This window comes from Pseudomonas sp. UTLPPB19802 (assembly GCF_059730225.1).
The window spans coordinates 89,941-107,996 of the sequence record NZ_AP048545.1; the positions used below are offsets into that span (position 1 = coordinate 89,941).

The window sequence follows — 18,056 nt, forward strand, 5'->3', positions numbered from 1 at the left end:
GAATTTATGGTTGCGCTGAATCGCCCCTGGTTTCGTAGACACCTCCAAGCCTCATAATGAGGCCCAAATAGGAGGTGCCATGAGTCGTCAGCGTTACCCCGAAGAATTCAAGATCGAAGCGGTCAAGCAAGTGACCGAGAAAGGCAAACCTGTCGCCGATGTCGCCCAGCGCCTGGGCATGTCCGTGCACAGTCTTTACGCCTGGATCAAGGTCTACAGCAAGCCCCAAGAGCAGCGTCAGCAAGACGACGATCAGCAGGCCGAACTGCGCAAGCTACGCGCTGAACTCAAGCGCGTGACGGAAGAGCGAGACATCTTAAAAAAGGCCGCCGCGTACTTTGCCAAGGAGTGCGGCTGAAGTACGCCTTCATCAAGAAGCACTCGACTGATTACCCGGTGCGGCGCCTTTGCCAAACCCTCAAGGTGCACCCCAGCGGCTATTACGCCTGGCTGGCCGAGCCTCAATCTGCCCGAGCAAAAGAAGATCAACGTCTGCTTGGCTTGATCAAACACGCTTGGCTGGAAAGCGGAGGTGTATACGGCTACCGCAAAATTCACGATGACCTGCGTGAGCTGGGAGAGGAATGCGGCCGAAATCGAGTCAGGCGCTTGATGCAGGCGGAGGGGCTGCGTTCTCAAACGGGCTATCGGCGGCGTCCAGGGTTCTATGGTGGAAAACCAACAGTGGCCTCGCCCAACCACCTCGCGCGGCAGTTCAAGGTAAGTGAGCCGAACAAGGTCTGGGTGACAGATATCACTTACATCCGCACCTATGAAGGGTGGCTCTACCTCGCGGTAGTGCTGGATCTGTTCTCACGCCAAGTAATTGGTTGGTCAATGAAGCCAAGGATGTGCAGCGACCTGGCTATCGACGCGATGTTGATGGCTGTTTGGCGACGCAAGCCTCAGCAGCAAGTTATGATTCACTCAGATCAAGGCAGTCAGTTCAGTAGCTCGGATTGGAAAAGCTTTTTGAAGGCCAACAATGTAATCAGCAGCATGAGCCGGCGGGGAAACTGCCACGACGATGCCGTAGCCGAGAGCTTTTTCCAGCTTTTGAAGCGAGAGCGAATCCGACGAAAGATCTACACAACCCGTGAAGAAGCCCGAAGTGATATTTTCGATTACATCGAGATGTTCTATAACCCTAAACGCCGACACAGCAGTGCTATGCAGCTGTCTCCAGTAGAGTATGAGAAACGCTATTTCCTGAGCTTGGAGAGTGTCTAGAAAACCAGGGGCGATTCAGTGCTGCACCGCAAGAAATGTTTTGCTAAAGCCTCCGTAGAATCCAACATTGGCATGCTGGCCCAGCCAGTTTGGATGTTACACACTCGGCCAATACGATGACGACAAGCAATACACATTCGTGATGTCGGCTGACGAGCGCCAAAGCTTCGCACGCGCCCACTACTTCCTCCTCACCGAGCCGCAGGGCGTGATCGACCTGTTAGCTCGCAAAAAATCTATGACTGCGCCTGTCATCTACAATGACCACCCTGCACTGGGTTCAGAGGGTCGAATTCTCCGCGAAGCGGCTTAGCAAGCAACGCGCGCAGGCGTGAGGATGGAAGCCCGTAGGGCCGAGACCAGGTGTGCCTGGGCTTGGTTCACGACAGCCGTGCCGTAGGCCACGCCCTATATCTCTAGATTAATCAATCCCGGCAGACCGCCCCACTGACCAGAAGTGTCTGAAGAAGCTCTGCCTTCGTCAGCGATTCGAGACTCGCTGCAGCGTCCTCCCCAGACCGGTGCTGGGAGCAGCACGACAACGGATTCAGAATCACGAGAGTTATCTCTAAGCAATAGTTATTGGTTCTCCATAATTTGACCTAAAACGAGATCAGGCAAACGGTCAGGTATTCTCGCAGCCACCAGCTGAAGTAGGTGTTCTGATCCGACCGTAGGCGTCACCCCTACCCACAAAATTAACGCGATGTTATACTAATTCTCCTCAGCTTCTCGAATTTTATCCCTCGCTGACTGGCAATTTGCAGAAGGAACTAACAACCCCCCACTTATATCTACTTTCCGTCAAGTCTCTACATAACATCCGCGTAATCCATGCATAAAAGCAAATCAATCCAGCAATATACTCTTAACTACTATCTAGACCTATAGCTCAAAAACTTTGAGACGTGACTTCATCCAACTGAGCATTTCAGTAGCCGCTGGGCTTTGTACTCTCAACGCACGCACCATCATACGCGCCTTAGTAGAGTTTAGTAGGACATGATTTATTGGAATAGAAACGAGCTCGTTGGCATCTATCTCCGCTAGTACTGAATAGTAGCCCAGCAACGTGAACCCCGAGCCTCTTTTTACGTACTGCTTCAGGACACCCAATGAATTTGTAGACAAGCCCAATTTAAATCGCGCACCTTCTGCTAATTCAAGCATATCCACCAACTGCCTCAACCCATAGTTATAATGCATGGTTGCTAATGGGTATTGAACCAGGTCAGAAATGGCCAGATCTCTATCTAACAGAGCTAAATCATGGTTAGGCTTCACAATTACTGACACTGGTCGGGATGCAGTTGCGCAATACACCACTTCAGGATGCGTAGGCGGGTTGTAAGCAAGACCTATGTCTGCATCCCCAGCAGCCACCTCGGCCACAATTTCGTTTACTGGTAGCACATCAACTGTTATTTCCAGCTTAGGATACCTTTCACAAAATTCGCCCACTACATCTGTCATCAAGCCTTGAACGTAACCTTCGCTCGTGGCGATCCTTACGCTGCCATATTCCAAACCCTGAAGTGCTTGGAGGCGACATTTGAGCTGCTGTTGCTGCGCTTGGCACCCCTGCCAATACTCCAGGAGATGCTTGGCAGCATCAGTGGGTACCACCCCTCTCGCCCGCCTCTCGAAGAGGATCATCCCTACCTCTTCCTCTAGCAATCTGATTTGGCGTGTAACGACCGACGGCGCAGTGTTCAGCTCCTCTGCAGCACGACGAATAGACTGCAGGGTTAGCACCTCGTAGAAATAGCGTAATCGCCTCTGATTGATCTCCCTCATAAAGCACCTGCGTTGCTCAAAAAGCAACACTAGCGCAGATCAGTTGCTATTGCACGCAGGACTTGAAACCCCGACCATATCAAGGTGCCCGCGACCGGGTCGGGAAGCATAAAAATAATCACTTAGTCTTAATTGGAGCTAGCCTGTGAACACGCTTTCTCACAGCGAACTTACCAAAACCAATGACGCCATATCTGACCTGTATCGGCGAATAAACTGGCGAATACTGCCAATTTTGATGCTTTGCTACTTCTTTGCCTGTCTGGATCGACAAAATATCAGTTTTGCAAAGCTGCAAATGCAACATGACCTTGCATTTTCAGATGCAGCCTACGGCCTTGGAGCAGGCATTTTCTTCATTGGTTACGCATTATTTGAAGTCCCTAGCAACCTAATGCTTCCCCGAGTCGGTGCGCGCCGAACAATATGCCGAATTCTTATATTGTGGGGTTTAACTTCCGCAGCAATGATGTTTGTAAGCAGCGTAGGCATGTTCTACTTTCTGAGGTTCCTCCTCGGTGTCTTCGAGGCTGGCTTCGCTCCAGGCATGTTGTTTTATCTAACATACTGGTACGGTGAGTCACGAATGGCTAGAGCGGTAGCCCTGGTACTAATGGCCGGCCCTATTTCAGGCGTATTGGGCGGGCCCTTATCTGCTTGGATTATGACCGAAACCGACGGAGCGTTTGGGCTAAGCGGTTGGCAATGGATGTTCTTTCTAGAAGGTATACCGTGCGTATTCTTGGGCTTCTTCGTATATTGGATGCTTTCTGACAAGCCAAGCACTGCAAAATGGCTCAACAGTCAGGAGGTTGCCCTACTGGAACGCCAAGTACCGCCCACTCACCCTACGCACAAATCTTTCAAAAATGTCCTGCGCGATCCTAAAATATATCTAATGGCTGGCGCATATTTCTGCATTATCTGCGGAATCTACACAGTCAACTTCTGGCTCCCTAGCATCCTCAAGGCAAATGGTGTTCAAAGCACTTTAAATATAGGGCTAATTACTACCATCCCATACATAGCGGCAATTATAGGAATGGTACTTTTCGGTCGCCTTTCAGATAAAAAACGTGAAAGACGCTGGCATAGCGCAATCCCAGCAGTTCTTGCTGGAATCTCATTATGCATCGCAACTTGGTCAACAGGTAACCTGATAGCATCGGTAGCGTTCATGACCCTAGCAACGCTCCTTATGTACGCAGCTTACGTTGTTTTTTGGGCTATTCCTTCTGAATACCTAAAAGGCGATGTCGCTGCCGGAGGGATTGCGTTCATCAACACGATTGGAGTTCTGGGAGGATTCTTTAGCCCAACGATTATTGGATGGGCTACTTCCTTCACCGGCTCTATGAATGCAGGTCTTTATGTTATGGTTATTTTACTGATAATCGGCGGAGCACTGCTTTCTAAAATCAACTTCCTTAAAACCGCCTCTAACTAAATCATTTTTAAAGGCGCGCAATTAACTGCGCGCCTTCAAGCGATGAACCCCATGAACCTACAAACATCAAATAAACCGCTCACAATATTAACCGCCGGCTTTCAACACGAAACCAATACTTTTGCTCCATCTAAAGCAACATATCAAAACTTTGCTCAAGGCGAGGGCCATCCAGCGCTTGCCAGAGGCAATGACTTCCTTGATTTGGAATCAGTCAATCTTCCAATAGGTGGTTTCTTAAGCGCTGCTAAAGACAAGGGATGGAAAATCATTCCGACAGTCTGGGCCGGTGCTTGTCCCTCCGCACACGTCACACACGACGCCTTCGAAAGAATTTGCGCTGAAATTCTTGATCATGTCTCAAATGAAAGTTATGACGCAATCTTCCTAGACCTCCATGGAGCGATGGTCGCTGAGCTCTACGATGACGGCGAGGGTGAGCTACTGCGTCGTATCAGAGAGGTTGTAGGAGCTGAAACCCCCATCGTCGCATCGCTCGATCTCCATGCAAACGTGACAGAAGCCATGATACATTACGCTGACGGATTGATAGCGTACCGCACATACCCTCATGTTGACATGGCTGATACAGGCCGTAGATCTGCAGAGCTTCTTGACAGTATACTTAATGATCCGGCTCGACCCTCAAAGTTTGCCTTGCGCCTCCCATTCTTAATACCCGTTAACAGCATGTGCACTTTAACCGAACCAGCCAAGGGAATTTTTGAATCCTTAGTGGAATTAGAAACTAACGGAATCCTATCCGTTTCATTTGCCACAGGATTTCCGGCATCTGATTTTCCAGAATGCGGGCCTGTCATTTGGGGTTACGGAATCGATGAGCGCAGCATAACCCATGTCATTACAAACTTTTATTCTTATCTACTGAACTCCGAGCCCCAGTGGAGAATGCCACTTCTAGAGCCTAAAGAAGCTGTCGAAGAAGCCGTTAGATTATCCGCATCTTTAGGCGCAGGCCCAGTTGTCATTGCTGATACTCAGGACAACCCTGGTGGAGGTGCCGATTCTAATACAGCAGGGATGCTCAGAGCGCTTGTTGACGCTAAGGCGACCAATGCGGCAATAGGACTTTATTATGATCCCGATATAGCTTCCGCTTGTCATAAAGGCGGCATCGGCTCCCTCCTAGAGCTAACGTTCGGTGGTAAATGCGGCATTGCGGAGGACATACCTTTCACTGGAATTTTCGAAGTGCTAGCCCTCAGTGATGGCAGGTGCCAGTACGAAGGCCCAATGAAACACGGCATGATTGCGGAACTTGGCCCAATGGCTTGCGTGAGGATCTATGATATCTATATCGCCATTAGCTCCACAAAAGCACAGATGCTGGATAGAGCACTTTACAGAGCTGTAGGGATCAAGCCCGAAACAATGAGCATTCTGGTTAATAAAAGCTCGGTACATTTCCGCGCGGACTTCGATAGCATAGCCCGAGCAACACTTATTGCGAAAGCTCCAGGGCCCATGACTGCTGATCCAGCAGATTTACCTTGGAAAAATCTAGGGGAAGGCATGAGGCTCAGCCCTGGCGGCAAGGTTTTCATAAAAAGCTAACATATTGGAACGCCTTAGACCAGCGTAATGAAATAGCTCCCAAAAGTAAATTTTTGGCGTATCAAACATGACGCTTCATCCACAGGTTTATTCTTTTTGGAGGAGCGTCAGATGTTCATAGTTTCATCCACACCACCCTCATGCCTTTTATTAAATGTTTTTTCGAAAAGTCCGCGAAAACAATTTTTTGTACTCTTCATCCGCTTGTTTTTAATTTCATCATTTGGCTTGCCACCGCTTTTCCGTGCGTTTCTGCATATGACGCCCCTGAAAGTATCCCCGTTCAGACAGCACGCAGACCTGTAGCTTGGACAGGTAGCAACCATTAGGCAGGCTGTTTTTCATTTTGGGATCAAAACAAAGCGCAACAGCGGTAGCTTATTCGATGTGGTCAACAAACGTTCGGTCAGTGTCGAAGAATTTTTAGCTTACTCTACCGGGCTAGACATACTGCAAGCATCGCATACCACGTCAACGACCCCAACGGGCTCACTTGCTTGTGCGACCTTCATTCAGCACCTCCGGTATCCTCTACAAGCATGAATCGCACCTTCCCGATGTCAACCTAAGACCGCGCCGCAACTTAAGGCTCAGCGTCGAGCGGCAAGGCTTTGGTAGGCTGCCCTGGGGAGTAGTAACGGACTATTGAGTGTACGCATGATCACCTTGCCTCAAGTTTAATCTCTGGAGCAACCGCTTGAGCACGCTAGTGCCCCAGTTATTACGAGTCACTGCTTCACGCTCCAACGTTCTCCAGCGACCCTTTCGGCAAACGGCAGGCCGAGCGTTCAAAACGTCTTGTTGACGACGTCCATAGTAGTACCGCACTCGAAGATCTTCGCGAAGCTCGCTGTTTGGCCGAAGAATTCATAATCGGTCTAGTCGAGTGCGGACATCTGCGGGCAGATCGAGAGCACGACTATGTGATCCTGAGCGCCATTCATTGCCGCCGCGACTTCTTGCGTGAGCAGCTCTCGACGCTCGACTCACCTGGATTTTGAGTCGCATGTTCAGGCGCCCGCAAAGGCGCCTGGCTAAGACGCCGGATGCCCTTCAGGAGCGTCGGCATTTGCGAGCATAGCTCTGAGCTCTGCCCTTCCACTCGTACGCTCGAAAGATGTAAGTACGTACTCACCACAATTCGTTGAAGCGACCCAAAACCGACCCACTTTCCGCAGCTCGAAGATCGGCATCGTCTGTAAGATGTAGCCAGTAACGTGCAGCTCAGCCGCGCCCGGATTGCCTTGGCCAAACACCACACCAACAGCGCACTCCGACGAGATGAACACATTGCCGAGGTAAGCACTGATCGGCACATCGTACGTCTGAGCCATGGCTCGAATGACTCTCCTCAGCTGAAAAGCCGAAAGCCCGTTCGAGTTGTACTCGGCGGTTTCATCTGACACTCGTACTAACCGCTCCTGCCCGTAAAACCACAACATCCCTTATACTCCGCTCTGCCACTGACGCTATTAAATGTCGCAGGTGAAATCTGCCGAAAAGCCCGTGCATTCGCCTGGATACCCGCGCGGATTCGATATCAACCGACACCCGGAAACGACGGTGTCTACAGCATGATGAGTGTGGCCAAAAATCCAAACGTCAGCCTTCGCCACCAGCTGACCCCACTCGTTAAAATACGCTGCTCCAAGGTGCCCTTCGTGCCCATCACCCGCGACCTCTTGGATCGGACAGTGATGGGTGATCACTACCGTTTTCCCGTCAAAATTCTTAGCGAGTTCTTCCTCCAAAAACTCCTTCGCCGAGATATTTCGGGCGATTAAATCGACGGGCCGGAGCTTCCTGAATCCATCCCCAAACCGGATGCACTGGAAGTCGTTCATCCTCTCCCAGCACTGGTACATCGCAAGCTTGTAATTCCCGGTCGAGGTGAAATCTGTCCAGGCCGTCGTGGCGAGGTAGCGCGTGTTGCCAATGACCAATACCTGATTTTCTAAAACATGCACGTGCTCAGCTGCAGCCTGCTTCATCTTGATCAGGGAACGGTCGAGATGGCCCCGGAAGTACTCGTGGTTCCCGCAGACGTAGATGACTGGACAGTCGAAGGTGGCGTTCGCCCATGTCACTCCCCTCCCACGCACAGAGATGTCTCCGGCGAGCACGACCAGGTCGACGTCTAGCTTAGGTGGCATGAACTCGGAGAACTCGTTGTGTAGGTCGGAGTAGACCGCAATCTTCATACCGCGCTCCATAGGGTAGCGTCGCTGCTCCCGGGCCAGTCCGAAGGACGACCGGGCTGCAAAATCTGCAATGTTCAAGGACGAAATGACAGAACCATCTCGAGCGAGGCTTGCTTCTTGTATCCGTCGCCGACAAGCAGATAGACCGTATTGCGAGTCTCAAACATAGATAGATGCTCATTGGAGATCGCGTACGTGGAACGCACCCAGCTGCCAGGTACGAACCGTCCTTGGCTGTCGTAAATGACCTCATGAGCGAGCACGACCATCGGTGTGATTGCACCCCGCAGCGGCTCAACCTCATTCGGTGGGATTTCAACAATGATCCAACGCTTCACAAGGCAAAACGCTTTTCCAGGAAAGCGCTGCTCTGCAGCTTGAACCAGCTCTGCTTTATCGCCAGACCACCCATGGACAACCTCGCCAGCGCCGTAGAGAAACTCCATAGCGTCATCAAGGGACACAGACATCTCTTACCCCCTGGCGCTCGAAAAAACTTGCCCATCATGGGTGACAAACTCGTAGATTGGGGTCGCTTCCGTACCGTCTTTGATACGGATCTCTGAGAGGAGCCTCATTGAGAACTCAGTCTGATTGGTCATCGCGGGTGGAGCGAGCAGCTGAACTTTGTTGACGCTCAGGAAATCGACTGAGTCGCCTTTACACAACGAATCGACAGCCTCGACGCTCGAGACGATGCGCATAGAAGGCCCAAGGCATCCGTCGACGAAGCCACTCCCTTCTACAAGGAAATAGTAGGAATCTGCGTTCAGGCTTGCCGAGTCCCAGAGCAAACGCAGGTGATCCGGCGCCAAAAACTGCCCTTGCAAGTCGGCTCGCTTAGTCACCAACACTACTCATACTCCGCATATTTCTCGGGCTGTAAGCTAGTGTTAAGCCCTTCAACAATTGATATAAATTGACACTTTTCCCGGCCATTAGCTGCAAAGAAGCTGAATTTCTTACGTTCCGGGATAGGTGAGGCACAATAGCACCGATTCACATTCCCTGACTATATTTCATAGATGTGAATTTCGCGATGTGGCCTTATCCTTCCCTTTACGCGGAAGTCTTGATGCCATCGCCCCACTCCTTAGCAGCGGTCTTGCGCACCGTGCGTGCTGCTCGTGGCCTCTCTCAAGAGCAGCTGGTGAAAACGCTAGATGCCCGACACTTGCACAACGTAGAGCACGGCTCGACGAACATGACGTTGAAGATGCTTGAAGGTATCAGCGGCCACCTGGACGTCGACCCTCTAGCACTGCTAGCAGCAGCATCGAGTTTCGACCGTCAGGAGACTTTTGAAGAGTTCATGGCCTACCTGTGGAGCGAGCTCCATAAGCTGCGTGATATGAGGGTCATGGAGAACGTGCCAGCGCAGTTCTCTGACGGCGTACTGATCCCGGCCAAAGGGGGTAAGCCAGCTACCTCCGCCGACAAGATCAGAGCCGTGCTGGATTGCAAAGGTGAGGGGCTGACTCAGAAAGAGACGTCGGTGAAGTTAGGCATGCCGCCCTCGACGGTGCACAAGATTTGGCATCGGAAGGATGCTGATCGATAGGCTTGAGATCTTCAGTTGAGGGAGCGGATGAAAGACTGTCCAGCATTTCACAGCCTACTTCCACTGCTCGCGCCCTGGCTTTGGGTAGCCACGGATAGACGATACTGAGCCGGCCTAGGCAAATTCATCTGTACCGTTCTATGAGGCCAACTCGACCTCCGCCGCGCTCATAATTGATACATCGCCCATCCGGCGCAGCCGGCTCTCGTTCTAGCCCTCAGTCATCTTGATGAGAGGCCTCAGAAACGTCGACGAGCGCCTCACCTACGCTCCATTTATCATCAGGGTGAAGGAGCGTAGTAACCGCTGTATCTAGCGTGGTGTGCACCTCAAACTTTGGTTTTCCCTTGGTCTCCAGATCCGTATAGAAAATATACTCTACGTTCGTGAAGATCCTCGATGCTCGCGGAGCTTGAATCCCCTGACCGAACAGATTGAACTTCATCCCTTCAGGCTCTGAGATCCGGATCATCGCAAAGATCCCCTGCTTCTCGAGAGACTCAAACGTACACCCAGTAGTGTAATCAAACTCTCCCTTGCAGAGCATATTTGGCTCCCGAGGGCTGATCAGTGGGCCGTCGAGCAGCTTATTGTACTTTCTCATAATCTGATAGATATCAGGGCTCATCTCCGTACTGATCATCACAATAGGAGCATCGCAGCTCTCAGCAATTTTCCGCGCCAACTCAAGATAGTGAATCATCCAATCAATCTGCGAGTGGAATTCCTCACTGCCCTCAGCAGCGCGAGTGTCGTAAGGCACGAGCTGATTATTTATTTCGAGCTCAAATACCAACCGACCAGTGGAAAGATGTTTGGCTGCCTTGACCAACCGAGAGAAACGGGGGAACTCGAGGACATCCTTACCCCGCCACGATTCGAGGGAGATCGAGAGATCGAATTTGCTATCTTTCCCGTCATGCGAGCATTGAGCGCTGATAGCCACGAGCCCTCCTAACGCTGCACCTTCAAACACCGTACGCAACGTGCCGGAGGTGTAGTAGAACGTGAAGGTATCTACTAGCGTCTCACTTCCTTCCTCGGTTCGAACATACAAGGTACCGGGCAATTCGCGCTTAGGCGCCCCCATTGTTAGCGTGCCCTTTTGGCCTCCCAGAACCTTGCCATGCAGTGCCTCAATCAGCCTGGATCCCTCCAACCTGAAGTGGTCACTCGGAATCACAAGCTCCCGACCTTCCTCCAACAGCGCTTTTTCCCCTGCCAGGTAGCCTTCGATCTTGTCCGTGCCTTCGATGATCAGCTGGAGACTGACCTCTTCCGCTACAGGCTGAATGAAGTACTCGAAGCGATCGCCATTCTTGTTCACTTCGACGCTGAAGCGCGGATCCAGGTTCGCGAGACTCAGCTCGTGCCCTCTCATCAACTCGGCGACAGGTGCGTTCACAGGATCGGCGGACATATTCGAAAAGCGCTGCAGTAAGGCAATCGAACCCTCGTCCACCGCAACCCTGACTTCCTTTTCCGTGAAGCTTTTCTGGTTGAGCTGCGCATTCGCTCTTATCTCAGCAGCCCGCTTCCACTCCTGCAGCTCTTCGACGCTGTAATTGCTTTGGTCTGCATCGATGAGCCTCGAGTGGGTCTGGCACATCCAGATCCCATTGTCGAAGTGCTTACGCTCATCTGAGGTCAGCTCAGAGTCATACCGGGGGCCTAGCGGTGCTGCAGCCTTGATATGACACGCAACCCCTAGGTTCACAACTCCATCACCCGCGGCGTTGGCACCGTGGGTGTGCACGAAGCAGCCAGGAAAAGCGCATACGTTTCCAGCGCTATCCCGCAGGCGCTGAACCGTGGTGCCGGTGAAGTCGTCGCGAATTCGCGCCACGCGCGGCTGCTTTTCTGATTTTGGATTGCTCATGCACTTCCCTAGGTAGCAGAAAACGAACGCGCAAATGATGCTAGGAAATCATCCGGATTGCGATGGCTTGAATGGAGGCGGGATTTGAGTTGGCTTGGTATCGTTTCGACCCGTGGAGGGCCAATGCAGCCTCGAAGGCCGGCTCGGAGAGGATTCGGGAGCGTTGTGACTCTTCGCCTGGCCCCATCTCGGATGGGGCTGGCTTACTGACTTACTTTTCTTACTGACTTACATTCTTGCTGACTTACTAGGTCTTACTGGGACTTACTTACGAAGACTTTGCAGTTATTCGCCAATACTCCACTTAGAAGTAATTGGATAACGACGATCTCTACCAAACCCTCTCTCAGTTACGCGAGGGCCGACAGCAGCTTGACGTCGCTTATACTCGTTAAGGTCGACAAGCCTAATAACCTTGTACACAACCTCTTTATCGAAGCCCTCTTCAATGATGGCATCCGCTGAATAGTCATGCTCAACATAAAGGCGCAAGATCTCATCCAAAACAGGATACGGTGGGAGCGAGTCTTCGTCTTTTTGGTCAGGCGCAAGCTCTGCTGATGGCGGACGATCAATCACGCGCTGTGGAATTACGTATCCAAGCGTGTTCCTATACTCGCTCAACTTGAATACAAGTGTCTTCGGAACATCTTTCAAGACATCGAAGCCGCCAGCCATGTCACCATAGAGCGTTGCATAACCAACCGCCATCTCACTCTTGTTACCGGTAGTCAGTACCAAGTAGCGCTTCTTGTTGGAGATTGCCATGAGAATTACACCACGGCAGCGCGCTTGCAAGTTCTCTTCAGTGGTATCTTTAGCCAACCCCTCAAATTCAGACGCTAGAGTAGCGAGAAACGCTTCAACCATAGGCTGAATTGGCATCACGCTATATTTCACGCCTAGCAAATCAGCTTCTTCTTTCGCGTCGTCCTGACTCATCTGTGCGGTGTAGTGATACGGCATCATCACCGCTTCAACATTTTCAGCGCCAAGAGCATCAACTGCAACGGCTAAACTCAAAGCCGAATCGATACCGCCAGACAGACCTAGCACAACACCTTTGAAACCGTTGCGCTGCACGTAGTCTCTAACACCAGTTACCAGTGCCTGATAAACACTGGCTTCGATGCTCAGCAGCTCCGACTTCTCAGCTGAAATCGGTGTAACTCTTTTGCCATCGACTTCAAAGTCTACAGTATGCAGACCTTCTTCAAAGGCTGGAGCTCTCTGAGTAACCTTCCCACCTCCGTCAACTACAAAGCTATTCCCGTCGAACACAAGCTCGTCTTGGCCGCCGACTTGGTTGACATAAACCATTGGGATCGAGCATTCACTCGCTCTCTCAGCCAACAGTTCTTCACGTTCAACCTGTTTACCTCTATGGAACGGCGAGGCATTCAGAGTCAGCATAAGCTGCGCGCCGGCACTGCAAGCTTGACCAAGAGGTTCTGGGAACCAGATATCTTCACAAATACCCAGCGCAATTTTTACACCGAAAAGCTCAACTACGCTCGGCTCATTACCAGGCACGAAGTAGCGCTTCTCATCGAACACTCGATAGTTTGGAAGCTGCTGTTTGTAGTAGCGAGCAACTTCCTTACCATCCGCGAATATCCCGCAGCTGTTATAGCGATGACTCTGAAGCTCTTCGTGGCCAGATCCTTCCTCAACCCATGGGAAGCCCACTACGATCGCGATATCTTGAGCAGCGCTTTTAACTTGCTCTAAAGCTTTTTCAATCCGATGCTGCATGCTGGTTCGCAACAGCAAATCTTCTGGCGGATAACCACAGAGAGTTAGTTCGGGGAAAACGATAATTTGGGCATGGAGCTCATCACGGGCTCGCTTCGCCGCTTCGATGACCTTTTCGACGTTGCCTTGAATATCCCCTACTCGGATATTCAGCTGAGCCATTACCACTCTCAAATTCTGCATGGTTCCTCCTATGCCTTGAGCGGGATGCAAGATGCAGTGCTGGGCCGGATTGGAGGGGTGGCGACCTGGTGGGGATTTGGGCTTCAGGGTGAAGCTCATGGTGGCCATTTACTCTGAGGCAGGAGCGGCATCTTGCGATATACCTCCCCATTATGCCCTATCCTCATCGCCCCATTTCTAGGCCGGGAGTGGGCAGGTCAAAAAAATTTACACTTTTTTGGGGTTGTGCAGTTGTGTTTTTTGCACAGCTTCCTACCCTATATATAAACCTTGTAGAGATGTGTGTTGTGCACTTTATAGGGGGGTAGAAGGTAATTTCTTTACCAAGTTCGGTGACGGGGCCTGCGACCTGGCGCCCCTGAGCGGCCTGGTGAAAAACCAGGTTCGGGCCATCGCCCGCAGCTTCGGGGCACCCGAGCCGCTGGTGGAAAAGGTTCCCACCGCCGACCTGGAAGACCTGGCACCGGGCAAGCCGGACGAGGCTTCCCACGGCGTGACCTATGCGGAAATCGATGCATTCCTGCACGGCCAGCCGGTGCGCCAGGAGGCCTTCGACATCATTTGCCGGACCTATGAAAAGACCCATCACAAGCGCGAGATGCCATTCGCGCCGTAAGATCCGGAAAGCCTCAAGGTGAAGGCCTCAAAGGCATGATACCGGCCAGTTTGCCGTAGGATTCTTCTGTTTTTCCCGGCAACTGTTGAGGCCCTCACCACTGCGGAGCAGTCTTCGCCATCCAGATTGGCCAGGACTGCTGCCGATGTTGCTCAAGCAAAAGCCTCCCCATATTCGAACCACCCCACTGCTCCAGCGCCCATGGGTCATTCCGCTGTTCGGACTGATCGCCTGCCTCTGCTGGATCGCCATTGCCACCCGGCAACCCGATCGTCCGGCCAACGGCCGCCCCAGCAAGGAACACTTCATCCTCAGCGGCAGCATGCCGACCCAGACAGCCCTGCGCGCCAGCGCCCGCTATACGCCCGGTAGCCAGCAGAGCGGCTGCCCCTACCAGCATCCGACCCTGCATTTCGACACCGTCCCGCTGGATGCACCGCGTGCGTTCGACTTTACGGTTCCCACCGGCTATGAACTGCCCGACTGCAAGCTCTACCTGAGTGAAGTCAGCTTCGAGACCGAGGCGTTCTATGGACAGGACAACCATCAGCGCAGCATCACCAGCAGCGGCGCCATCACCCTGCGCGACGAGTTGCGCCCAGGGGTTTCGGGGTTTCCGTCATCGGGGGAGAAACACTATCGCGGCCTATGCGACTGGCAGCAGCACAGCGCGCCTGCGGGCCTGGAACCTCAGCAGAGTCTGAATTGCTACAGCGTCGACGAGCAGTGGCAGGCGTTGGGCAATGACTATAAACGCAAGCAATTGGGTGGAATATTCAGTCGGCAGGAACTGGAAGGGAAAAGGATTCGGCTGGAACTGAGGAAAAACGAACAGTCCTGATCCCGCGCGAGGCGGGACCAGGTGCAGGCGATTACTTGAGGGTAACGGTGCCTTTCATCATCGAGATGTGGCCTGGGAACGAGCAGAAGAAGCCGTACTTCTCCGAAGCGCTCAGCTTCGACACGTCGAAGGTGACCGAGTCTTTCTCGCCGGCACCGATGATCTTGGTGTGGGCGATGATGCGTGCATCACCGTCTTTCAGGTAGTTCTTGTCGATGCCGGCGGAAATGCCGTCCGACGCGATCGGCTGCATGTCGGCTTCCTTGCTCAGTACCCAGTTGTGGCCCATGACATTCTTCGGCAGGCTGCCGCCGTGGGTCAACTCGACGGTGAAGGTCTTGCAGCTCTTGTCGATTTCGATGGCCTTGGTATTGAAGGACATCTGGTCGGTGGAATCGATGGTGGTTTTACATTCGGCTGCGAACACCTGGCCGCTGGCCAGGGCCAGCAGGGATACCGCGACAACTTTGGCAAACATCGTGAATCTCCAAGGCAGGGTATGAAAATCGGCGGATCAATGCAGGAAGGCTACCTGGGGCCAGGAGGCGTTCCCATGATCTGGATCAAGAAATTGTATACAATCCTAAGCTATCGCTTCGATGGATACAATCAACCAGCCAGACGAATCCGCACGGCTTAACATTAGTCCATCGTCCTCTATCGGAGTCTGCGCCATGTCCACCAACAGCCTGCTGTACAGTTTGCTCGCCGCCTATGCCTGCGGCGCCAGCGGCACCTGCGAAACGCCTGCCCGGCCGCGTTGAGGCCGGGAGCTGGCTCGTTACCAACTGATGCCGAAGGGCAACTCACCGTCGAGCACCACCACCGTGAGCGCATGGATCGTCAGCCCCACAGGGTCAGCCCGGCACCGATCCACAGACAGTTCAGCCCGGTCAGGCGGGAATTGCTTTTACCCGAAGGATCGGCTTCCGCCCGATCCTGATTGAAAAGTCATCACGCCATTAACGGCTCACAGCACTACAACTTCTGGTCAGCGACGCCGCCCAGTACGACGAAATCGTTCTCGCTGCAGACGGATCTCGTTCGTTAGTTCGCGCATTTCACGATGCCGTTGACTGTTTATGCACAACAGGCTCAGCAGCGGAAAGCAAAGGTCCAGTGTCCAAAGCCACATTTCAAATTTGTATCCAGGCGTGGATAGGATCAAGAGCAAGCAAAGCACATTGAATGCCACAATAGCCTTGATAGCGCCGGGACGTCCGCGAATGACAAGGAAGTTCCAGATAGTTATCCAGACCGATGCCCCAGCCATTGCGATAAATTCAAACTTGAGTCGATCAGGGAAATACCTAAGATGAGTTAGTCCCAAAAAGAAAACAGCAGAGGCAGCAGAAAAAATTCTAGCAAGGACCACACAAATAAAAATCGGAAAATAGCGCGACCTGAAATTTTGAATTCCCTCTTCAATATCAATCTTCCGGTTCATATAGCAAACCCACTGCAACAGCTTTTAGATTTACAGCATTAGCGCTACCTGAAAAATTGCTCGGCACGCCAGAGTGTTTTATCTGTCTGAAGACTCGCGCCAGCGGCGAAGCCTTAATGCATCCTGCCTCATCGCCCTTTGCGCCTGGCTATTCAGCACGAGTAGCCCGACCAAAGGAGAAACAACACTTAAGATATAAAGCTCGCGAGAGACTCCATATGAAAGTGCCGGCAAACTCAAAACAAAGCACAAGACAAATAAGGAAGCTTCAAACCAAACCAAGCCAGTCCTTCCCCACACAATCAAAATATTGACAACCAACATTACCACGGCAACAAGCAATCCAACATTGGAAAGCACCTGAAAATTCACACCAAGAGAAAAATAACCACAACAGGAAAAATATATCAACGCAACACTGGAGCTTATACAGACAAGCTCTACAAAATATACCAAAGCACTCTCCACACTGTGACGGACTAAAAGCGCAAATGGATCAGCACCATTCTTCACTGCTCGAATTCCTCATACAACCCGATGACAACTGCTCCGATATTCCCGGAATGGACGCTACCCGCCAAACTTGAAAATGCACCTAAAGAGTTCATGAGTTGATGGGCAGTGAACTGATGGATCTGCGTCGGTGTAAAACGTTTGGCCATTTCGCCAGACGCCTGCTTCAGCTTAATCAGCTTGTGCGTCAATTCAGGATTCTTTATTTTCAGGACCTCTCGATTCAATGCTGCGCGCTCCTGGCGCGTCAATCCCTTCAGCACACTTCTCAACGGTTTACCCGTAGATTTTTTCGCAGTATTAATTACCTTCCATGTCGTGTGACTAGAAACACCAGCACCGAGCGAAGAAATAGCATCCAGCACATCCATCATCGCCGAATACCACGCTTGCTGGTCTAGGTAATCATTAACCTCAGGTGTGAAGGCCTCCGAAAATGTACGCGCAATGCCAATCACGCATTGGGCATAGGTTGCTCTGACCGCAACGGCACCAACAAGAACAATGACGGTACTGGCTCCAGCAGTGAATGGAATAAGAGCCTTACCCAAGCCGACCGCAAGGATGCTGAAAAGTACTCCGGAGCATGTCCACCCCATACTCACGGCCTCCGCCATCCACCGCGACTCCCGCGGCTGCGTTTCCAGCTCACGCACGAACTCCAACGGAGCCATGTGCCTTGGCGCCTCACGCAGAACGATTTTCTTCGGCGCGATGCTGCAAACCGCCTGAAACTCTCTCAGCGTCACTACCGTGAGGTCACTTTCGATGTAGACCACCCCCGCCCCGACGATGGCCGGATCGGCGTCGATGGCCTGGAACAGCCGTGGCAGATCGACCTTGCCCTGCACCCGTTGGCGAGCATTGCGGTGCGCTGTGGGCACGCCGCTCTTCAATAACTCGGAAACCATGCCGTCACTCCCTGACCCGTTATCACAGGTCTGCGAGCATAGGCAGTCCAATCAGCCGTAACTGTAGGATCCTGGAGTTAATCAGGAAGGCTACTTCCCT

15 protein-coding genes and 1 pseudogene are annotated in these 18,056 nt (G+C 52.1%); 6 read left to right on the plus strand and 10 right to left on the minus strand.

The features are described from left to right. Window positions 1–79 precede the first annotated feature (79 nt). Window positions 80–1,230, plus strand: a protein-coding gene (locus AC6I6U_RS00430; protein WP_497880133.1) for an IS3 family transposase whose coding sequence is annotated in 2 segments (ribosomal slippage) — window positions 80–314 and window positions 314–1,230 — 1,152 coding nt in all. Because the reading frame shifts where the segments join, the coding sequence is not laid out codon by codon here. An 885-nt stretch (window positions 1,231–2,115) separates the two neighbouring features. Here AC6I6U_RS00430 and AC6I6U_RS00435 read toward each other — a convergent pair. Then, entirely contained in the window at window positions 2,116–3,027 is a 912-nt protein-coding gene (locus tag AC6I6U_RS00435; RefSeq protein ID WP_497880134.1) for a LysR family transcriptional regulator, read from the minus strand. Between the two features lie 145 nt (window positions 3,028–3,172). Between AC6I6U_RS00435 and AC6I6U_RS00440 the strand changes: the two genes are divergently transcribed. Both AC6I6U_RS00440 and AC6I6U_RS00445 read left to right on the plus strand, forming a co-directional pair. Beyond that, on the plus strand, window positions 3,173–4,474 hold the full coding sequence (locus AC6I6U_RS00440; RefSeq protein WP_497880135.1) for an MFS transporter: 1,302 nt from the start codon (window positions 3,173–3,175) through the stop codon (window positions 4,472–4,474). A 51-nt stretch (window positions 4,475–4,525) separates the two neighbouring features. Further along, the gene (locus tag AC6I6U_RS00445) at window positions 4,526–6,049 is read left to right on the plus strand and encodes a M81 family metallopeptidase (RefSeq protein WP_497880136.1); all 1,524 of its coding nucleotides are present in this window, start codon (window positions 4,526–4,528) and stop codon (window positions 6,047–6,049) included. 1,472 nt (window positions 6,050–7,521) lie between these two features. Here the strand turns inward: AC6I6U_RS00445 and AC6I6U_RS00450 are convergent. From AC6I6U_RS00450 to AC6I6U_RS00460, 3 genes are all read right to left on the minus strand, one after another. Then, the gene (locus tag AC6I6U_RS00450; protein ID WP_497880137.1) at window positions 7,522–8,250 is read right to left on the minus strand and encodes a metallophosphoesterase; all 729 of its coding nucleotides are present in this window, start codon (window positions 8,248–8,250) and stop codon (window positions 7,522–7,524) included. Window positions 8,251–8,324: 74 nt separating this feature from the next. Further along, window positions 8,325–8,720, minus strand: coding sequence for a DUF6957 family protein (locus AC6I6U_RS00455; protein WP_497880138.1), 396 nt, complete (start codon window positions 8,718–8,720; stop codon window positions 8,325–8,327). Window positions 8,721–8,723: 3 nt separating this feature from the next. Beyond that, a complete protein-coding gene (locus AC6I6U_RS00460) occupies window positions 8,724–9,104 on the minus strand; it encodes a hypothetical protein (RefSeq protein WP_497880139.1) in 381 nt (126 codons plus the stop codon). 296 nt (window positions 9,105–9,400) lie between these two features. Here AC6I6U_RS00460 and AC6I6U_RS00465 point away from each other — a divergent pair, with 296 nt between their 5' ends. Continuing rightward, window positions 9,401–9,811, plus strand: coding sequence for a sigma-70 family RNA polymerase sigma factor (locus AC6I6U_RS00465; protein WP_497880140.1), 411 nt, complete (start codon window positions 9,401–9,403; stop codon window positions 9,809–9,811). 217 nt (window positions 9,812–10,028) lie between these two features. Here the strand turns inward: AC6I6U_RS00465 and AC6I6U_RS00470 are convergent, their stop codons facing one another. Both AC6I6U_RS00470 and AC6I6U_RS00475 read right to left on the minus strand, forming a co-directional pair. Continuing rightward, window positions 10,029–11,690, minus strand: coding sequence for a hypothetical protein (locus AC6I6U_RS00470; protein ID WP_497880141.1), 1,662 nt, complete (start codon window positions 11,688–11,690; stop codon window positions 10,029–10,031). A gap of 285 nt (window positions 11,691–11,975) precedes the next feature. Next, window positions 11,976–13,628 carry an NAD+ synthase gene (locus AC6I6U_RS00475; protein WP_497880142.1) on the minus strand — a complete coding sequence of 551 codons (1,653 nt, stop codon included), beginning with the start codon at window positions 13,626–13,628 and terminating at the stop codon, window positions 11,976–11,978. Between the two features lie 316 nt (window positions 13,629–13,944). Between AC6I6U_RS00475 and nadE the strand changes: the two are divergent. Further along, window positions 13,945–14,244: pseudogene (gene nadE / locus AC6I6U_RS00480) on the plus strand (NAD(+) synthase); the annotation flags it as partial. Between the two features lie 145 nt (window positions 14,245–14,389). Beyond that, window positions 14,390–15,085, plus strand: coding sequence for a hypothetical protein (locus AC6I6U_RS00485; RefSeq protein WP_497880143.1), 696 nt, complete (start codon window positions 14,390–14,392; stop codon window positions 15,083–15,085). A gap of 31 nt (window positions 15,086–15,116) precedes the next feature. On the opposite strand, the gene azu is transcribed toward AC6I6U_RS00485, so the two are convergent. The 4 genes from azu to ssp4 form a co-directional block, all read right to left on the minus strand. Further along, window positions 15,117–15,563 carry an azurin gene (gene azu, locus AC6I6U_RS00490; RefSeq protein WP_497880144.1) on the minus strand — a complete coding sequence of 149 codons (447 nt, stop codon included), beginning with the start codon at window positions 15,561–15,563 and terminating at the stop codon, window positions 15,117–15,119. A 513-nt stretch (window positions 15,564–16,076) separates the two neighbouring features. Further along, window positions 16,077–16,532 carry a hypothetical protein gene (locus AC6I6U_RS00495; RefSeq protein ID WP_497880145.1) on the minus strand — a complete coding sequence of 152 codons (456 nt, stop codon included), beginning with the start codon at window positions 16,530–16,532 and terminating at the stop codon, window positions 16,077–16,079. A 78-nt stretch (window positions 16,533–16,610) separates the two neighbouring features. Then, window positions 16,611–17,045, minus strand: coding sequence for a hypothetical protein (locus tag AC6I6U_RS00500; RefSeq protein WP_497880146.1), 435 nt, complete (start codon window positions 17,043–17,045; stop codon window positions 16,611–16,613). Further along, window positions 17,042–17,956: an Ssp4 family T6SS effector gene (ssp4, locus tag AC6I6U_RS00505; protein WP_497880147.1), complete on the minus strand. Its 915-nt coding sequence runs from the start codon at window positions 17,954–17,956 to the stop codon at window positions 17,042–17,044. Before ssp4 ends, AC6I6U_RS00500 begins: the two co-directional genes overlap by 4 nt. Window positions 17,957–18,056: the final 100 nt, after the last annotated feature.